This window comes from Curtobacterium sp. MCPF17_003 (assembly GCF_003224385.1).
GTDB classification, from domain to species: domain Bacteria; phylum Actinomycetota; class Actinomycetes; order Actinomycetales; family Microbacteriaceae; genus Curtobacterium; species Curtobacterium flaccumfaciens.
Genome location: NZ_QKLC01000009.1, coordinates 33590 through 51566 on the forward strand (window position 1 = coordinate 33590; position 17977 = coordinate 51566).

Genomic DNA, 17977 nt, shown 5'->3' on the forward strand with positions numbered 1-17977 from the left:
GTGTTCGCGCGCCGAACACCCGCGTGCAGGGGTTCAACGTGCGAACACCGGTGTCTTGCGGGAGCGCAAGAACCAGCGCTCAGTAGCGGTAGTGGTCCGGCTTGAAGGGACCCTCGACAGGGACACCGATGTACGCCGCCTGCTCCGGACGCAGCGACGTCAGCTGCACCCCGAGGGCGTCGAGGTGCAGGCGCGCGACCTTCTCGTCCAGGTGCTTCGGCAGCACGTACACGCCCGTCGGGTAGTCCTCGCGCCGGGTGTGCAGCTCGATCTGCGCGAGCACCTGGTTCGTGAACGAGTTGCTCATCACGAACGACGGGTGCCCGGTCGCGTTGCCGAGGTTCATGAGCCGCCCCTCGGACAGCACCAGGATCGACCGCCCGGTCGGCAGCCGCCACTCGTGCACCTGCGGCTTGATCTCGACCTTCGAGACGCCGGGCAGCGCCTCGAGCCCGGCCATGTCGATCTCGTTGTCGAAGTGCCCCACGTTCGCCACGATCGCCAGGTGCTTCAGCCCGAGCATCTCGTCGACCCCGACCACGCCCAGGTTGCCGGTGCACGTGATGACCATGTCGACGGTGTCGACGACGTCCGCCAGGCGCGCGACCTGGTAACCGTCCATCGCCGCCTGCAGCGCGCAGATCGGGTCGACCTCGCTGACGATGACACGGGCGCCCTGCCCGCGGAGCGCCTCGGCCGCACCCTTGCCGACGTCGCCGTAGCCGACGACGAAGGCGACCTTGCCGCCGATGAGCACGTCGGTGGCACGGTTCAGGCCGTCGGGCAGCGAGTGCCGGATGCCGTACTTGTTGTCGAACTTCGACTTCGTCACGGAGTCGTTGACGTTGATCGCCGGGAACTTCAGCTCGCCGTTCCGGAACAGCTCGTACAGGCGGTGCACGCCCGTGGTGGTCTCCTCGGTGACGCCCTGGATGTCGGCGGCGATGCGGGTCCAGCGGTCCGACGACGTCTCGAGCGACCGCGCGACGGTGTCGAGCACGATCTTCCACTCGGTGCTCGCGTCCGGCTCGGCGACCGGAGCGGCACCGGCCGCCTCGGCGTCAGCGCCGGTGTGCACGAGCATCGTGGCGTCGCCGCCGTCGTCCAGGATCAGGTTCGGCCCGGTCCAGTCGGCACCGGCCGCGGTGGCCTCGTCGCTCCAGTCGAAGATGCGGCTGGTGCACCACCAGTACTCCTCGAGCGTCTCGCCCTTCCACGCGAAGACCGGGACACCGTCGGGGGCGTCCGGGGTGCCGGTGGGTCCGACGGCGACGGCGGCCGCGGCCTCGTCCTGGGTGGAGAAGATGTTGCAGCTGGCCCACCGCACCTGCGCGCCGAGCGCGACGAGCGTCTCGATGAGCACCGCGGTCTGCACCGTCATGTGCAGGGACCCGGCGATGCGCGCGCCGGCGAGCGGCTGCGACGCCGCGAACTCGTCACGCAGGGACATCAGGCCCGGCATCTCGTTCTCGGCGAGGCGGATCTGGTGCCGGCCCGCCTCGGCGAGGGACAGGTCGGCGACGCGGAACGCAGCAGCGGTGCGGGTTTCGGTGGGCATGCCCACCAGTCTTCCATGCCGGGAGGCGCCGATCACCAGCCGATCCCGGTCACGTCCCACGGGCCTCCGGTCCGACCACCGCGGCACGTCGCGGACGCGAGCCGTCAGTCGGTGTCGCGCGGGAGCGGCTCGCGCCGCACCACCTGCCAGCCGCGCGGGACGCGCAGGGCGGCCGCGTGGCGGGCGCAGAGGTCGTAGCCGTGCGGTTCGACCCGGGTCGACAGCGGACCGACGACCACCATGGAGTCGCCGTAGTCGTACGTCAGGGTCGACGAAGCGCTGTTGGCACACGCCACCTTGCTGCAGATCCGCACGTCCATCTCGTCAGGGAGCCTAGCGGAGCGTCCGGCGCGCACCGGTCCCCGCGTACGATGTGGGGATGCGTCGGAAGCCTCGCCTCGTCACCCCGGTCGACCGCGGTCGGGGGCGCTCCCGGCACGGCCGTGGCGGCCGTTCGAGCGTCACCGGGCCGGAGCTCGCCCCGATCATCACCCGCGCCGAGGCGTTCGACCGGATCGTCGGTGACAGCGCGCACTACCTGCTCGGTCTGTGGCCCGACGAACTGGCCGGCGTGGTGTTCCAGGTGGCGGACATGCCGAGCGACACGACCCTGCCGGACGAGATGCCGCGCTGGCGCATCGACCGCGACACCCGCCGCGTGACCGTCTTCCGGATCCCCGTCGAACGGGTGAACCGGAGCCCCGAGAAGGACGACTCGGACCGCCGCATCATCATCGAGACCGCGGTGTTCCGCGCGGTCGGCGAACTGATCGGCAAGGACCCCTGGGACCTGGCACCGGACCGCTACCGGCACTGGTGAGCCACGGCGGGTCGCCGACGACGTCCGTCGCCGCGCGTCCGCCGGGCGTCAGGGGTAGACGCGGACCGGGGTCGACACCGCGGTGGCCGGCCGGACCGGGAACCCGGCGATCCCGTCGTCCCCGAGGTAGCTGACGCCGGCGACGACGCCGTCGGCACCGGTGATCGTGAGCTGCTTCGCGGTCTGCACCGACAGGGTCTCGGTCGCTCCCGACGGCACCTCGACCCGACGCTGCTCGTCGCCCGAGCGGATCGTCACGGTGCGGTCCGACCGGGTCGGGTTGACGAGGTTCAGCCGTGCGCCGTCCCCCGGGGCGATCGAGGTGATCGCCCGGTCGCCGAGCGGCTCCGCCGACGCGAACCAGCCGAGGTCGGTGCCGTCGCCGTCCGTCGGGGTCGTCGTGCGGGCCCCGGCGACGATCGGGAGGGTCGAGGTGATGGTGAACGAGTACCGGCCGTCCGGGAAGTCGTCGAGCGGGACGTCGGTGACGACGCCCGGTTCGGCGGTGGCGTTGACGGTCGTGCCGCCACCGTCCGCCGTCGTGATGCCCAGGGTGACGCGTGCGGACCGCTCGCCGGGGACGAACAGCCGGACGATCGGCGCGGCGTCGGCGGTGTCGCTGCCGCGCTGGGCCGCCTTGGCGTTCGCGAGGGCGACCGCGGGGATCACCTGCGAGCGCGTGGGCGCGGCACCGCCGGAGACGATGTCGTAGCCGCCCGGCGTGAGCGTCCGGACGACGGTCTCCTGCATGTGTGCCACGATCTGGCCGCCGGATGATGTGACGTGCACGACGGTCGAGGCCGCGTCGGAGACGAAGCCCGAGAGCGGGACGACCTTCTGCGTGTTCGGCGCCACCACGATCCCGGTGGTGCCCGGCGCGCTGACGGTGCCGTTGCTGTCGAAGATCGCCAGGTCGACGGTGGCGTTCACGTCGGTCGGGTTCGACAGCGTGACGAGGCTGGTGCGCCCGGTCTCCGTCGAACCGCCGACGAGCCAGGTGGACTGGCTCGGGTCGTCGCACGAGGCGGCACCGGCGCCGACGAGGTCACCGTTCGAGACGCTCTGGAAGCTGCTGCCCGCGACCTGCGGCGTGGTCTCCCCCGCCGGGGCCGTCAGCAGCCGGGGGTCGCTGCCGCCGGTGGTCGAGGCATCGAGCTCGGACCGTTCGACCGTCGAGCCCGTGGTCGCGGTGGCGACGGTCGCGGTGCCGACCGTGCTCGCCTGGGTCGCGTCGTTGCCGGCGTCGTCGGACAGGCGCAGGGCGCTGCCGGCGCACACGCGCTCGGCGGCGGCGGGGACCGGTGTGACCGTGCGCCCGGCCGGGCGACCCGGCTCGGAGTCGGTGCCGTAGGCGTGCGCCGCGGTGACGGCGCCGGCGGCGACGACGACGGCGACCGCCGTGGCGGTGCCGCGGACGACCCACCGGCGGACGGAGGCGGGGGTGCGGCTCATTCGTCTCGCTCCTCGTCGAAGGTGGTGGCGGGTTCCTCGGCCTCGATGACGTTCGAGGTGGCGCGGCGGCGGCGCGGTGCCGTCGGGACCGCGAGCAGGGCTGCGGCGCCGAAGACCACGCCGAGCACGACGAGGTACAGCACGTGGGTGGCCTGGGTCGCGGCGGAGCCGGAGCGGGTGCGGTCGACCTCGCCCTCGTAGTGGAACAGCTGCCCGTTGGTGGTCTCGCCGATGCTCGTGAAGAGCGCGTTCTGCCCGATGGCGCCGGCGGCCCGGTCGTGCACCGTCTGCGCCTCGGGGTCGTCGCCGGCGTCGTCGATGAGCACGAAGCTCACGCCGAGCTCGCGGAGCGCCGGCCGCGGGTCGTACCCGCTGCGGCTCGCCAGGTTGCCGGCGAGCGTGGTCAGCCGTGCGCCGGACTCGCTCAGCCGGAGTGCGGTGGCGTCGAGGGTCGACTGGTCGTCGAGGGTGGAACCCTGCCCGCGCTCCAGCGTGACGGCGAGCGAACCGTCGTCCTGCGGGACGACCACGAGCGTGCCGACGTCGGGGTTCGCCTGGGCCTCGGCGTTCACGTAGGCACTGAGCACCCTGCCGGTGGTCGGCTCGATCGTGGCCGCGCCGAGGTAGAACGCCGCGAAGGCCGGCGCCACGGCGACCCCGGCGAGCACGGTCGCGACGAGCCCGGTGACCGGGGCGGCCTTCGGCAGCACGTCGATGCCGATGCAGGCCGCGACCACGAGGGCGAGCCAGTACACGGACAGACCGCTGCCGGGCCAGACGATGGTGGTGGTCGAGCCGACACCGGTGACGGTGACGTGGGTGGCGGCGAAGGCCGTCGCGAAGCCGAGGAGTGCGACGACGAGCGCCGAGCCAGCGACCGCCCAGCGGTGTCCGAGCATCGCCCCGATCGCGGAGACGGCCACGGGGAGCGCGAGGACGGCCATCACGATCGGCAGGGCAGCGGCGACCAGTCCGAGCCCGGAGGTGGCCGGGAGCCAGCCGCTCCAGTCCGGCAGGGGCTGCCCGATGGCCAGCTGGAGCGCGGACGGTGCCCGGGTCGCGGACGGCACACCGGGGTCGGCGAACACGGCGAGCAGGTTGCCACGTGCCGCCTGCGCCAGGATCAGCGGCAGGAACAGCACCGCGGTCGGCACCGGGATGAACACCCGACGGTGTGCCCGGCGCCAGCCGACCAGGAGCGCCACGAGCCAGCCGACCAGCAGGACCGGCAGCAGCGACGGCGCCGAGGCGGCGACGACGGCGAACAGGAGCGAGGCGCCGGAGGCCCACGCCCACGAGCGGTGTGCCTCGAGCACGGCGACGAACAGCCACGGCAGGACCAGGTGCGCGATCACGGCGCCGAGGTGCCCGGTGGTCACCGCGCCGACGAGCGACGGGGCGATCGCGTAGAGCGACGCACCGATGACCGGCACCCACGTGCGGGTCGTGACCTTGCGGACCGCGAACCAGGCACCCAGGGCGGACAGCGGGAACGCGACGAGCATGACGAGCACGACCGCGGTGGACGGCGACCAGAACACGATCGACCCGAGCACGGCGAGCACGGCGGCGAAGGGGTCGGACGGGCCGGTGAAGCCCGTGCCGAGCGAGTGGAAGCCGTAGCCGACGTTCTGCCAGAGCTGCCCCGGGGTCGCGGAGAGCGGCAGGAGTCCCCCGCCGGTCAGGGCCGGCGACCCGAGCAGCGGGTAGAGCGTCACGACGCTGAGCACCGCTGCGGCCAGGACCACCCAGATGCCGCCGTCGCTCAGGAACGACGCCCGTGCGATCGGGGCGTCCTCGACCCGTGCGAGTTCGACGTCGCGCGAGGTGGTGCGGTGTTCGTGCACCCGCCGCCAGCTCACGCGGAGCGGTTCGACGGCCGCCCAGCCGAGCTTCTTCGTGCGGGCCAGGTTCTTGCGCGCGCGCCCCGTGCCACCGCCGAACGCGACGGCGAACGCGGCGGAGAGCTCGGGGACCACGGCGGCGGGGTGCTTCGCGACGAGGTGTCCGAGCGCGCGGCCGATCGCGAACGGCACGAGCGTGAGCCAGTGCAGCCAGACCAGCGCGGCCGGCGCGTAGGTCATCCTGCGGTGCAGCTGCGCCTGCCGGTGCATCCGGACGCGCCGCCCCTCGGACACGCGCTTGCGTCCGAACTCCTCGATCGGCCCGGCGCTGGTGACCTTGGCCTCCGGCACGAGGGCGACGCGGTGTCCGGCGAGACGGACCCGCACCGAGAAGTCGAGGGCCGCGTCGACGTCCGGCAGCGCCGGGTCGAAGCCGCCGAGTTCGTTCCAGACCGAGCGGCGCACCAGCATGCCGCCGGCGGCGACGGCGAGCACGTCGGTGTTGCGGTCGTGCTGGCCCTGGTCGAGCTCGTCCTGCACCAGCACGATCGACCGGCCGAAGCGGGTCATGCTCTCGCCGAAGGCACCGATGAGCGAGGGGTCGTCGTCGGCGACGAGCTTCGGACCGGCGACGACGACCGACGGCGCGATCTCGACGGCGGACAGCAGGTCGGCGAGCGCGGTCGGTGCCGGCGCGTTGTCGTGGCCGAGGATCCACAGCCACTCGTCGACCGGCTCGTCGGTCGCTGCGGGCGGCGCGCTGCGCTCGCCCTGTCGGACGGCGTCGCCGAACGCCCTGCCCGCGGGGAGCCGGACGAGCTGCGCGGACCCACCGAACGACAGTTCGGCAGTCGATCCGTCGGTCGTGCCGACGTCGACGACCACCAGGTTCTCGGGGTGGCGGGTCTGGGCGGCGAGCGCGTCCAGGGTCCGGTCGAGGTGGGCCGCCCCGTTGGCGGCGACGAGGATCGCGGTGACTCTGGGCTGCATGACGGGCGTCACTCTACGGTCTGGAGGCGCGGTGTCGGCTGCGGACGGCGGCGCGCCGTGAACCTGTGGGCGCGCTCACCGCACGGTGCGGGACGGTGCGGGACTGGCGGAAAACGGCTGGTCCCGGCGTCCTCGTCGCAGGCTCCTCGGCGCACCTTCGCACGGCGCTGGCACGCCGTGACCGCTCAGGCGCGCTTCCGCAGCTTGCGGCGTTCGCGCTCGGAGAGGCCGCCCCAGATGCCGAAGCGTTCGTCGTTCTCGAGCGCGTACTCGAGGCACTGCGCCCGGACCTCGCACGAGGTGCAGATCTTCTTCGCCTCGCGCGTGGAGCCGCCCTTCTCGGGGAAGAACGCCTCGGGGTCGGTCTGCGCGCAGAGCGAGTCGACCTGCCAGGCGAGCGGGTTCTCCTCGTCGTCGGACTCCGGACGTCGGACACCCGGGACGCCGAGCGCCACGGGATCGACGTGCCAGTCCTCCGGAACTCCGGCGTGGAACTCGGAACCGTTCACCCTGATCACCCCTGCCGCCTCGACAACGAACCCCAACTCTTGCGGCCGTTGCCTGTAATTACAGCGGTGTCATTCGCCTGAGTCAAGTCGCGGATCATAGAAGGCACTGACCGCTCCAGCGTGTCATGTCCCCCGTTTGGGCGTGTCGCGCCGCACGGGTGGGCCTTCCGGGGGACAACCGACGCGTCCTCAGGCGATCAGGAGGCGCTGCGACGGGCCTCCCACGCGCTCGACACCATCTCGTCCAGGGAGTGCCGCATCGCCCACTCGAGGTCACGGGCGGCGGCCTCACCGGTCGCGACGATGCGTGCCGGGTCGCCGGGGCGCCGCGGTGCGATCTCGGGGTCGAAGGCGATCCCGGTGCCCGCCGCCATGGCGTCCATGATCTGGCGGACGCTCACGCCGTCGCCGCTGCCGAGGTTGTAGGCGCGCTCGAGCGGCTCCCCCGCCTCGAGCTTCCGCGCGGCCACCGCGTGCGAGTGCGCCAGGTCGGCGACGTGCACGTAGTCGCGCACGCAGGTGCCGTCGGGGGTGGCGTAGTCGTCGCCGTTGATGCGCGGGGTGCGGCCGGCGAGCAGCGCGTCGAAGACCAGCGGGAACAGGTTGTGCGGACTGGCGTCGTACAGGTCGGGCTCCCCCGAACCGACGACGTTGAAGTACCGGAGCGACGTGGTCGTGAAGCCCGCGGCGACCTCCATGTCGCGCAGCAGCCACTCGCCGATGAGCTTCGACTCGCCGTAGGGCGACTCCGGGTTCTTCGGGGTGGACTCGACCACGGTCTCGACGTCCGGCGTGCCGTAGACCGCAGCGCTCGACGAGAAGACCGCCTTGGTGACGCCGGTCTCCGCCATCGCGCGCAGCAGGGTCGCCATGCCGGTGACGTTCTGCTCGTAGGTGTGCAGCGGACGCTCGACCGAGACACCGGCGTACTTGAACCCCGCGACGTGGACCACGCCGGTGACCTCGTGCTCGCGCAGAGTGCGTGCGACGAGCTCGCCGTCGAGGATCGTGCCCTCGACGAACGGCACGTCGTCCGGGACGAACGCGCGGAAACCGCTCGAGAGGTCGTCGAACGCGACCGTGTCGATGCCGGCCGAGCGCAGTGCTCGGACGACGTGGGACCCGATGTACCCGGCACCGCCGGTGACCAGCCAACTCATGCTCGCCACGCTAGCGGACGTCGGCGACGCCCCGGTGGCGGTGCCGGTCCGGCCCCTAGGCGCCGGTGGCGATGAACACGGTCGACGTGATGCCGTCCGACGAGTCCGCCTCGACCGTCACGTCGCCCTCGTCCGGCGTGATGAAGCACGACTCGCCCTTGCGGAGCAGGGTGGCGGACTGCGCGCCGACCAGCGTGACGACACCCTCGGTGCACACGGCGATCGACGGGCCGACCAGCGGGGCGACGCCGCCGGTGCTCAGTCCCGCCGGGCGGCCGTCGCCGTCCACCCGCAGCAGCGCGAACCCGACGCCGGCCGGCGCGAACCGGTCGACGCCCGGGGCGATGCGCTCGGGCTCGAGGACCGGGGCCGGGTACGCGGTGAAGTCGAGCACCCGCAGGAGTTCCGGCACGTCGACGTGCTTCGGCGTGAGCCCGCCGCGCAGCACGTTGTCCGACGGTGCCATCAGCTCGATGCCGAGCCCGTCGAGGTAGGCGTGGACGTTGCCGGCGGGCAGGTACATGGCCTGCCCCGCGGCGAGCGTCACCCGGTGCATGAGCAGGGACACGACGATGCCGGGGTCGCCGGGCCAGCTGGTCGCCAGGTCGCGGACGGTCGCGGTGTTCGGGGTGAGCAGGTCGTCGTCGAGCGAGACGGCCAGGTCGCTCGCGGCCTGCACCACGGCGAGCGCGGACTCGTCGGCGGTCTCGAGCCAGCGGACGGTGTCCTCGAGCCCGTGCAGCAGGTGCACCTCGAGCGGACCGAGCCGTCCGGTGCCGGCGTCGAGCACGCGCACCTCGGCCAGGGTCTCCTCGACGGGGCGGAAGCCGCTCAGCGCCTCGAAGCGCTCGCTCAGCGCGACGACGAGCTCGGGCTTCGGGAACGGGTCCTTGTAGTTGCGGGCCGGGTCGTCGAGCGGGATCCCCTCGCGCTCCTCGCGGGCGAACCCCTCCTCCGCCTGCTCCGGGGTCGGGTGCGCCTGCAGCGAGAGCGGTGCCGCCGCCGCGAGCACCTTGAGCAGGAAGGGCAGGCCGGTGCGGTCCGGACCGAGTGCGGTCTCCGGCTCGTCGGCGATCCAGTCGCGGAGCGTGTCAGCTCCACCGACCATGGCCGGGTTGACGACGACACTGGGGCTGCCGGCGTGGGCGCCGAGCCAGAGCTCCGCCTGCGGGGCACCCGTGACGGTGCGGCCGAGGAGCTCCGGGATCGCGGTGACCGAGCCCCAGGCGTAGTCGCGGGGGGTGTTCGTGATGCCGAGGAACATGGGCCAGAGCCTACCGGCGCGGCGCGCGACACTAGAATCTCCGCGATGTCTGCAAGCACGGTGGAGCCGCCGACCCGAGGATCCCTCCGCACCTCGTCGCCCCGATCGACCGACCCGACTCGGTGGGACATCCAGGGGCTCCGTGCGTTCGCGGTCCTGGCGGTCGTGCTGTACCACCTCTGGCCGGCACGTCTGCCCGGCGGGTTCGTCGGCGTCGACGTGTTCTTCGTCATCTCGGGTTTCCTCATCACCGGACACCTGCTCCGCGAGCTCACCGCCACCGGCCGGATCGGGCTCGCCGGGTTCTGGGCGCGCCGGGCGAAACGGCTGCTGCCCGGGGCGTTCATCACCATCGTCGCGACCGGCTCCGCCGTCCTGCTGTGGGTGCCGAGCGCGCTCTGGGGGCAGTACGGACGCGAGCTCATCGCGTCGACGGTGTACGTACAGAACTGGCAGCTGGCAGCCGACTCGGTCGACTACCTGGCGCAGGGCAACCGACCGTCGCCGTTCCAGCACTTCTGGTCGCTGTCGGTCGAGGAGCAGTTCTACATCGCCCTCCCGCTCCTCCTGCTCGCCGCACTGTGGGCTGCTCGCCGCATGCGCCGATCGGGTGCCGACCCGGTCACCGTCACGCGGGTGCTCCTGGGGGCCGTGGTCGTGCTGTCGCTGGCGTGGAGCGTCATCCAGACGCAGACGGCCCCGGGTGTCGCGTACTTCTCGACGGCGACCAGGGCGTGGGAGTTCGCGCTCGGTGGCCTCGCCGCGACCCTCCCCCTGACGGCGCCACGGACGACGCCGGCGCGGTCGGTGCGCATCGTCGGCGCGTGGCTCGGCGCCGCGGGGCTGGTGGTGTCGTTGTTCGCCATCACCGCGTCGACGCCGTTCCCGGGCATCGCCGCGGCCCTGCCCGTCGTGTCGGCCACGCTCGTCGTGCTGTTCGGCGGGCACTCCGGCCTGCAGCGCGTCGGCCGGTCCGCCCCGGTCGCGTTCCTCGGCCGGATCTCGTACGCGGTCTACCTCTGGCACTGGCCCGCGGTCGTCCTGCTGCCGATCGTGCTCCGCCACGACCTCACGACGAAGGACCGGGTCGCGATCCTGGTCGGCTCGGTCGTGATCGCCGCCGTGACGACGCTCGGCATCGAGGAACCCCTGCGGTTCTCCGCACGGGTGCGGTCGCTCCGCCCGCGTCGGGTCGCGCTCTACGGCGTCGTCAGCACCGCCCTCGTCGTGGCGCTCGGCGCCGCGTCGCTCACCGCCCTGCACGTGCAGCAGGTCCAGGCGGCCGAGTTCCAGGAGCGCCTGAGCACCGGTGACGTCCGGTGCTTCGGCGCTGCCGCACTGATCTCGTCGTCCGATCCCTGCGTCAACCCGGCGCTCGCGGAGGTCCGCGTCCCCGCTCCCGCGAACGCCCTGGAGGACGACTCGAACCGGCCGGCGTGCTGGTCGAACGACTCGAGCGCGTTCAACGTCTGCGCGCTCGGCCCGAAGTCCGGCTACACGAAGCACCTCATCGCGATCGGCGACTCGCACAACAACGTCTTCGTGGACACCTACGAGAAGATCGCCGAGGCGCGCAACTGGCGCATCGACGTCGCCGGGCACCAGAGCTGCTACCTCACCACGGCGGTGCAGGGTGCCAGCTCGCAGAAGCAGGTCGACGACTGCAACGCCTGGAAGCAGAACGCGATGGCGTACCTCCGCTCCCACCCGGACCTCGACGGTGTGATCGTGACGCACTCGACCGGCAACGGGCCGGTCGTGCCGGCGGCCGGCGAGTCCGACGAGGACGCCGTCGTCGGGGGTCTGGTGCAGGCGTGGCAGGCCGCGGCCGACGTCGGGATCCCGATCGTGGCGCTGCGCGACAACCCGGGCGCGCGACCGGACGTCGTGGCCTGCGTGGGGCAGATGTCCGGACCGACCACCGACGAGTGCGACTCCAGCCGATCGGTCGGCTTCACCCTGTTCGACGGCTCCGAGCAGGCGGTCGCCCGGATGCCGGACAAGGCGCGCCTGATCGACCTGTCGCGCTACTACTGCACCGACACGATCTGCCCGGCGGTCATCGGCGGAGTGCTCGTGCACCGCGACAGGACCCACCTGACGAACACCTTCGCGGTGACCCTGGCCCCGTACCTCGGCGACGAGATCGCCGGCGCACTCGACACGTTCGGCGGCGACGGCCGTCGATGAGCACGTACCCTGACGTCGTGACGAACACCTGGCCGCTGTCCCGCGGGACCGTCCCCGAGCGCGAGGCGTTCTCCTTCGGGGCAACCCTGCTGTTCGTGCTCTTCGCCGGGGACGCCGTCCCCAACACGCTCACGTGGGTGGGAGGGGCGGTCCTCTGGGCGCTCGTCGCCGCGTGGGGTGTCTCGATCCTGGTCCGGGCGCGTCCGCCGATCGTCCGGACGCCCTGGGCGCTCTGGTTCTTCCTGGGCTGGTGCCTGGTCTCGGTGGCGTGGTCGCACTGGCGCCTCGCCACGCTCGCCAGCATCACCGCGCAGGTGATCTGCGTCGCGGTGGCCTTCGCCGTCGCGTCCACCCTCACCTGGCGCCGGATCCTGGACGCGCTGAGCCTCGCCCTGCGCTGGGTGCTGCTGGTCTCGCTGCTGTTCGAGGCGTTCGTCGCCGTGGTCGTGCGCCATCCGATCGTGCCGGTCTGGACCGACTACGGCGACCGGGACATCCCGGACGCGTTCTACTTCTCGCGGGCCGAGCTCCTGACCGGCGGACGGATCCAGGGTCTGCCCGGCAACGCGAACCTGCTCGCCATGGTGGCCCTGCTCGTCGCCATCGCCGTCGCCGTGCAGTTCGCCGAGGGGCGCATCCGGCGGAACCGTGCCGTCGGCTGGCTGGTCCTGGCCGCCCTGGTGCTCGCGCTCACGCGGTCGTCCACCGTGCTCGTCGCGGCGCTCGTCGTCGTGGTCGTCTTCGTCGTCGCGCTGTGGATCCGGAGTGTCCCGACCGAGCGGCGGACCCCGCGGTACCTGGTCGTCCTGCTCGGCGCCGCGGTGGTCGCCGTGGTCTCGTCGGCGGCGAGCGGAGCCGTCTCGGAGATGCTCGGCAAGGGTGCCGACGCGACGGGCCGCGGGCTGATCTGGGACCGCGTCCTCGGTCTGGTCGATCAGCACCCGGTGCTCGGGTGGGGCTGGATCGGGTACTGGTGGCCGAGCATCCCGACGCTGGCCGACCTGGCGCACCGGAAGGGTGTGACGTACCTGCAGGCCCACGACGCGTACCTGGACGTGTGGATGCAGACGGGGTTGATCGGGCTGGTCCTGTTCGCCGTGTACGTCCTGACCACCCTGAACCGCTCGTGGTCGTCGGCGACCCGCATCGGGTACGAGGCGACGCAGGTCCCACGGCCGTTCGACCCGGTGTCCCTGCTTCCGCTGCTCGTCGTCGTCGCACTGCTCGTGCAGTCCGTCGCCGAGTCCCGGTTGCTCTACCAGGGCAACTGGGTGCTGTTCGCCCTCATCGCGATCAAGACGCGCATCGTCCTGGTCGGCGAGGAACCCCACTCCACGGGCGACGGCCCACGCACCCCGGCCGCACGACGCGAGTTCCGGCTGCCGAGCGGGCGCTGACCGCGCCGTCGGACGCTGATCGAGTGCACCGGGGCCGTCAGCGCCCGAGCAGTCGCCCGCACGGTACTCGCGACGACCACGGCGCCTTCCGGACGGCGACCGCGCCCGTCGGGTCCCCGTCGCACGCCGCGACCGCCGCCGGGATCTGTGTCGCCCAGACCGGACCATCGCTCCGGCGGGTCGGGCCCGGCCCGACGTTGCCCAGCGTGGCGACGACCACCACCGCGACGACGCACCAGCCGGTCAGGAGGCGGACGAACCGGGTCGGTGCCGAGCCCGGGGCCTTCCGCCTCGGCTGGTCCCCCAGCAGGACGCTCGCCGCGACGACTGCGCCGGCGAGCAGCAGCAGACCGGACGCCGCGGCGTAGCGCAGCGGCGGGACGGCCGCGAGGGTCACGGTCGGCGCCGCCCAGGGCTGCGCCTCGCCGCCGTTGGCGAGCAGCGCCGCCCACCACAGACCGCCGGACGCCACGGCGAGCGCGATGATCATCCACCGGGCTCTCCAGTGCGCGACCACGACGGCGGCGACGAGCACGGCGGTCACGAGCAGGACGGGGACGACCACGACGCCCCAGCCGTGCGTCACCACGGAGCGGACGGCGGCTCCGACGTCGGGGTTCCAGATGCCGGCGACCGGCTGCAGCGCCCAGCCGGCGATCACGTCGGCGATCGCCGGCGTGCCCGCGGTGCGCGGCCGGTGGTCGGTGGACGCCGTCACGAGCTGTGCGACGCCGCCTGTCAGGGCGACCACCGTGACCGGGACGGCGCGGGGCCACGCCCGGGCTCCGGACGGATCACGCGGCGGCCACCACGCGAGCCCGAGGAGCGGGAGGAACAGCACCGCCTGCAGCTCGGAGAGGACGACGAGGCCGGTCAGGACGGCGACGACGGCGGAGCCCCACCAGGTCCGTGCCCGGTACGCGAGCAGCCACGGCACCGCGAACAGCAGGAACCAGTGGAGGTTCGCGGCGTTCCCGGCGATCTCGAACGGGGCGAGCGGCAGCAGGGCGGGCACCGCGGCGAGCAGCGCACGGAGCGGCCACTGCGGCACGACACCGCGGGACAGCACGAACACGGTCGCCGCCACAGCCCCGACGACCAGGCAGGCGCCGACCGACAGCGCCCGGGCGTACTCCTCGACGGGCAGCGACCAGGCGACGTCGACGAGCACCCGCGGCACGAGGTGCAGGTACCCGGCGTACGGGTGCAGGAGGGAGTCGACCGGGCCGAGGGCGAGGCGTTCCCGGAGGAACACGCCGCCGTCCTCCGCCCACACGGTCCCCCGGGTCGCCGGACCGAGTCGCCACCACGTGAGCGCGGCCACGGCGACGCCGACCAGGAGTGCGGCGCCGACCACGCCGAGGGCGTGGAACGGGCGGGAGGTCGTGCTCGCGGGGCGCTGCATCGTCGGACGACGCTAGCCGGTTCATCGCGGATCAGCGATATCGACGCTCCGCGATGCCCGGCTCCGAGGTGCGTGCGCCAAGATGGTCGGGTGACGGACGGACGGTTGACGAAGCGTGTGCTCGCGCGCCGCTACCTCTCCGCGTGGGTCGGGTTCTCCGCCGGTGGACGGTTCAGCCAGGCGTTCGCGACGGTCATCGTCCTGTTCGCCTTCGGCCAGCCGACGGTCGAGGCGCTCGTCGGCCGTGCCGGGGTCTGGGCCGTGCTCGTCGCCCTCGTCGTCCTCGCCGGGCTCAGCCTGCTCGGCCAGCGCTACCGCATCGAGTGGCACGGGGTCCTCCCGCTGTCGCTCCTGGCCCTCGTCGGCTACTGCGCCCTGAGCGTGCTCTGGAGCGAGTACTCGTGGGTCGCCCTGCGGGGGCTCGTCAGCACCGTCTGCTTCATCGGCCTCGGCCTGTACCTGGCGCTCGGCCGCGACCTGGTGCAGCTCATCCGGGCGTCCGGCGACGCCTTCCGCATCCTGCTCGTCGCCGCGCTCGGCCTCGAGGTCCTGTCCGGGCTCGTCCTCGACCTGCCGATCCCCGCGTTCGGGATCCAGGGCACCATCGCCTACGGCGGCCCGATCCAGGGCATCGGCGGCACCCGCAACTTCATGGGGTTCATCGCGGCGATGGCGCTCGTCACCTTCGTCGTCGAGTTCCTCACCCGCTCGGTGACCACCTGGCGGGCGATCGGGTCCGTCGCCCTCGCCGTGATCGCGCTGATGCTGGTGCAGTCACCCATCACCGGTCTGGCGATGATCGCCCTCGCGGTCACCGCCCTCGCACTGTGGTCGCTGCGGCACGCCCGCCCGACGACACGGCCCGTGGTCAACGGCGTCCTGGGCGGGACGGTGCTGCTCATGATCGCCGTCGCCGTGCTCGCCCGGCACCGGGTCCTCGCCGAGATCGGCGCAGCGGGCGGCACCGCGACGCGGCTCGACCTGTGGTCGCAGATCCGGGTCTTCATCGGCCAGTACCCGATCCAGGGCTGGGGCTGGGTGGGGACCTGGCCCCGGGAGGCGGTCGTCCCGTACGTCACCTTCATCGACCCCGCCGGGCACCGGTTCACGTCCGGGTTGAACGCGTTCATCGACGCGTGGCTGCAGATCGGTCTCGCCGGCACGATCATCCTCGGGCTGACGGCCGTGCTCGCGTTCGCACGCGCCTGGGTGACGGCGACGACGTTCCCCGGCGTCGCCTACGTGTGGCCGGCCGCCGTCCTGGTACTCCTCGCGGTCACCAGCACGGCGGAGAGCTACCTGCTGCACGGCGCGGGCCTGATGGTCTTCGTGGCCGTCCTCGTCATCGCGGCACGACGTCGGTCGTGGCGTCGGCACCTGCCCCGCACCTGATCGGCGGGGCGTGTGCCGATGGACACACCACTGCACCGTCGAACGCGCTCCCGTCACCGGGTGCCCCTAGACTGCCCGGGACCGTCAGGGGGACGGTCCTCGTCGTCAAGGAAGCACCACATGCGTCTGCACCGCCGCCTCGCTCTCGTCCTGACCACCGCGCTCGTCGCCACCGGCATCGCCGTCGTCGCACCTGCGACCGCGGCCGACGCCGCAGCTCCGGCGACCGGCCGCTACACGCCGATCGACACGACGCGCGTGTGGTCCGGCGGGCTCAGCACCACGCCGAAGGCCGTGAAGATCGCCGGTTCGGCCGGGGTGCCGACGAACGCGACCGCCGTCGTCGTCAACGTCGAGGTCGCGAAGCCGACCGCCGCCGGCTACGTGCGGGTGACGCCGGCCGGCAAGGACGCCACCGTCGCCACCCAGGACTTCGCGGCCGGTCAGACGATCGCGAACCTCGTGACCGTCCGCCTGGTGAACGGGTCGATCCAGGCGAAGCTCTCAGCGGGCACCGCGAACGGGTACTTCGACGTCGCCGGCTACTACGCCGACGGCGCCGGCGCGACGTACACACCGCTGGACGCCGCCCGCGTGTTCAGCGGCCCGGTCGGCACCACCCCGGTCCCCGTGCCGCTCGCCGGCCGCGGCGGGATCCCCGCCGACGCCACGGCCGTCGCCGTCAACGTCGAGGTCAGCGGGCCGACGACGGCGGGGTACGTCCGGGTGACGCCCGCCGGGCAGGACCCACAGGTCGTCACGCAGCTGTACTCGGCCGGGCAGTCACTGTCGAACCTCGCGATCGTGAAGCTCGTCGGTGGTGCGGCGCAGGTGAAGCTCTCGAAGGGCTCGGGGACCGTCTTCATGGACGTCGCCGGGTACTACTCGAACGCGTCGACCGGTTCGGTGTTCGTGCCGATCGACACCACGCGCGCCTTCGCCGGAGCCGTGTCGACGACCGCGGGCACCCTCCGGCTCTCCGGCGTGGCCGGGGTCCCGGGCACCGCGACCGCCGTCGTCGCCAACGCCGAGGTCACGAAGCCCACGACGGCCGGGTACCTGCGCGTCACGCCGGCCGGACAGGACCCCCAGGTGGCGACGCAGCTGTTCGGCGCCGGACGGCCCGTCGCGAACCTCGTGATGGCCAAGGTCACCGGGTCGAGCGTCGACCGCCGGGTGCAGGCCAAGGTCTCGCGCGGCTCGGCACAGCTCCACCTCGACGTCGCCGGGTACTTCCTGGACGGCTCGAGCGGGACCGGCTTCGGCGCCGACGTCTCGTGGCCGCAGGGCGGTTCGCCGTCGGACTACCCCGTCGGCCAGGCGTTCGGGATCGTCGGCGTGAACGGTTCGCTGCCGAACCAGACGAACCCCTCCCTCTCGCAGCAGCTCGCGTGGGCCGCGGCGTCGACCGGCGGGACCGCACAGCCGAAGGCGCAGCTCTACGCACTCGCCGCGAACCCCGGCAGGGACGCCTCGGTGTGGCCCTCGTCGAACACCGACCCGGCGGGCCGTACCGTCATGAACCCCTACGGCACCTGCACGAAGGGCGCCTACAACAGCGCCTGCTCGTACATGTACGGCTACACCCGTGCTTACGAGGCTGCGAACACCCGTGGTGTCCCGAACCCCGCGTCGTACCGCTGGTGGATCGACGTCGAGACCGGGCTGTCGTGGCTCGGTGCCGCAGACGCGAAGGACCACCAGACGCAGAACCGTGCCGACGTCGAGGGCATGGTCGCCGCGCTCCGGTCCGCCGGCGTCTCGACCATCGGCATCTACTCGACCGCCTACCAGTTCGGGCAGATCGTGGGGACCGTCCCGACGACCTCGACGCTCCGTGGGTTGCCGAGCTGGATCGCCGTCGGTACAGACGGCGTCGCGGCCGCCCAGAAGGCGTGCTCGGCCGGCGGCCTCACCGCGGGCAGCCAGGTGCGGATGGCCCAGTACGTCGTCGGGAGCCAGGACTTCAACGTCAGCTGCGTCTGAGACGCGGCCG

The 17977-nt window shown here is 72.7% G+C and carries 13 protein-coding genes; 5 read left to right on the forward strand and 8 right to left on the reverse strand.

Going from position 1 to position 17977, the window contains the following annotated elements:
* Positions 1-79: 79 nt before the first annotated feature.
* Together ahcY and DEJ30_RS10550 are read right to left on the reverse strand one after the other, a co-directional pair.
* The gene (gene ahcY, locus DEJ30_RS10545) at positions 80-1558 is read right to left on the reverse strand and encodes an adenosylhomocysteinase (protein ID WP_110861384.1); all 1479 of its coding nucleotides are present in this window, start codon (positions 1556-1558) and stop codon (positions 80-82) included.
* A gap of 104 nt (positions 1559-1662) precedes the next feature.
* Entirely contained in the window at positions 1663-1878 is a 216-nt protein-coding gene (locus tag DEJ30_RS10550; protein WP_110861186.1) for a DUF3499 family protein, read from the reverse strand.
* A gap of 59 nt (positions 1879-1937) precedes the next feature.
* On the opposite strand from DEJ30_RS10550, the gene DEJ30_RS10555 reads away from it, so the two are divergent.
* Positions 1938-2378 carry a metallopeptidase family protein gene (locus DEJ30_RS10555; protein WP_110861188.1) on the forward strand — a complete coding sequence of 147 codons (441 nt, stop codon included), beginning with the start codon at positions 1938-1940 and terminating at the stop codon, positions 2376-2378.
* Positions 2379-2426: 48 nt separating this feature from the next.
* Here the strand turns inward: DEJ30_RS10555 and DEJ30_RS10560 are convergent, their stop codons facing one another.
* The 5 genes from DEJ30_RS10560 to manA all read right to left on the reverse strand — a co-directional run bounded on the left by DEJ30_RS10560 (position 2427) and on the right by manA (position 9597).
* Complete coding sequence (locus DEJ30_RS10560) at positions 2427-3830, reverse strand: DUF5719 family protein (protein ID WP_110861190.1); 1404 nt, start codon at positions 3828-3830, stop codon at positions 2427-2429.
* Positions 3827-6664: a glycosyltransferase family 2 protein gene (locus DEJ30_RS10565; RefSeq protein ID WP_146238560.1), complete on the reverse strand. Its 2838-nt coding sequence runs from the start codon at positions 6662-6664 to the stop codon at positions 3827-3829. Before DEJ30_RS10565 ends, DEJ30_RS10560 begins: the two co-directional genes overlap by 4 nt.
* 185 nt (positions 6665-6849) lie before the next feature.
* Positions 6850-7182 (reverse strand): WhiB family transcriptional regulator, encoded by a 333-nt coding sequence (locus DEJ30_RS10570; RefSeq protein WP_375231876.1) that lies wholly within the window; start codon positions 7180-7182, stop codon positions 6850-6852.
* Positions 7183-7370: 188 nt separating this feature from the next.
* Positions 7371-8333: a UDP-glucose 4-epimerase GalE gene (gene galE, locus DEJ30_RS10575; RefSeq protein WP_110861386.1), complete on the reverse strand. Its 963-nt coding sequence runs from the start codon at positions 8331-8333 to the stop codon at positions 7371-7373.
* A gap of 55 nt (positions 8334-8388) precedes the next feature.
* Positions 8389-9597, reverse strand: a complete 1209-nt coding sequence (gene manA, locus DEJ30_RS10580) for a mannose-6-phosphate isomerase, class I (RefSeq protein ID WP_110861196.1) — start codon at positions 9595-9597, stop codon at positions 8389-8391.
* A gap of 45 nt (positions 9598-9642) precedes the next feature.
* Here manA and DEJ30_RS10585 point away from each other — a divergent pair, with 45 nt between their 5' ends.
* Both DEJ30_RS10585 and DEJ30_RS10590 read left to right on the forward strand, forming a co-directional pair.
* Positions 9643-11787: an acyltransferase family protein gene (locus DEJ30_RS10585; protein WP_110861199.1), complete on the forward strand. Its 2145-nt coding sequence runs from the start codon at positions 9643-9645 to the stop codon at positions 11785-11787.
* A gap of 17 nt (positions 11788-11804) precedes the next feature.
* Positions 11805-13184 carry an O-antigen ligase gene (locus DEJ30_RS10590; RefSeq protein ID WP_146238561.1) on the forward strand — a complete coding sequence of 460 codons (1380 nt, stop codon included), beginning with the start codon at positions 11805-11807 and terminating at the stop codon, positions 13182-13184.
* A gap of 37 nt (positions 13185-13221) precedes the next feature.
* Here the strand turns inward: DEJ30_RS10590 and DEJ30_RS10595 are convergent, their stop codons facing one another.
* The gene (locus DEJ30_RS10595; RefSeq protein WP_110861203.1) at positions 13222-14589 is read right to left on the reverse strand and encodes a hypothetical protein; all 1368 of its coding nucleotides are present in this window, start codon (positions 14587-14589) and stop codon (positions 13222-13224) included.
* A gap of 90 nt (positions 14590-14679) precedes the next feature.
* Here DEJ30_RS10595 and DEJ30_RS10600 point away from each other — a divergent pair, with 90 nt between their 5' ends.
* Positions 14680-15981, forward strand: coding sequence for an O-antigen ligase (locus DEJ30_RS10600; protein ID WP_110861205.1), 1302 nt, complete (start codon positions 14680-14682; stop codon positions 15979-15981).
* Positions 15982-16101: 120 nt separating this feature from the next.
* Positions 16102-17967: a hypothetical protein gene (locus DEJ30_RS10605; protein ID WP_110861207.1), complete on the forward strand. Its 1866-nt coding sequence runs from the start codon at positions 16102-16104 to the stop codon at positions 17965-17967.
* The last annotated feature ends 10 nt before the right edge of the window (positions 17968-17977 follow it).

Bases quoted from the DNA above. Each gene is read 5' to 3' on its own strand.
- DEJ30_RS10605 (WP_110861207.1), top strand. From the start codon at position 16,102: ATGCGTCTGCACCGCCGCCTCGCTCTCGTCCTGACCACCGCGCTCGTC.
- DEJ30_RS10555 (WP_110861188.1), top strand. From the start codon at position 1,938: ATGCGTCGGAAGCCTCGCCTCGTCACCCCGGTCGACCGCGGTCGGGGG.
- galE (WP_110861386.1), bottom strand. From the start codon at position 8,333: ATGAGTTGGCTGGTCACCGGCGGTGCCGGGTACATCGGGTCCCACGTC.
- DEJ30_RS10595 (WP_110861203.1), bottom strand. From the start codon at position 14,589: ATGCAGCGCCCCGCGAGCACGACCTCCCGCCCGTTCCACGCCCTCGGC.
- ahcY (WP_110861384.1), bottom strand. From the start codon at position 1,558: ATGCCCACCGAAACCCGCACCGCTGCTGCGTTCCGCGTCGCCGACCTG.
- DEJ30_RS10560 (WP_110861190.1), bottom strand. From the start codon at position 3,830: ATGAGCCGCACCCCCGCCTCCGTCCGCCGGTGGGTCGTCCGCGGCACC.
- DEJ30_RS10550 (WP_110861186.1), bottom strand. From the start codon at position 1,878: ATGGACGTGCGGATCTGCAGCAAGGTGGCGTGTGCCAACAGCGCTTCG.
- manA (WP_110861196.1), bottom strand. From the start codon at position 9,597: ATGTTCCTCGGCATCACGAACACCCCCCGCGACTACGCCTGGGGCTCG.
- DEJ30_RS10565 (WP_146238560.1), bottom strand. From the start codon at position 6,664: ATGCAGCCCAGAGTCACCGCGATCCTCGTCGCCGCCAACGGGGCGGCC.
- DEJ30_RS10585 (WP_110861199.1), top strand. From the start codon at position 9,643: ATGTCTGCAAGCACGGTGGAGCCGCCGACCCGAGGATCCCTCCGCACC.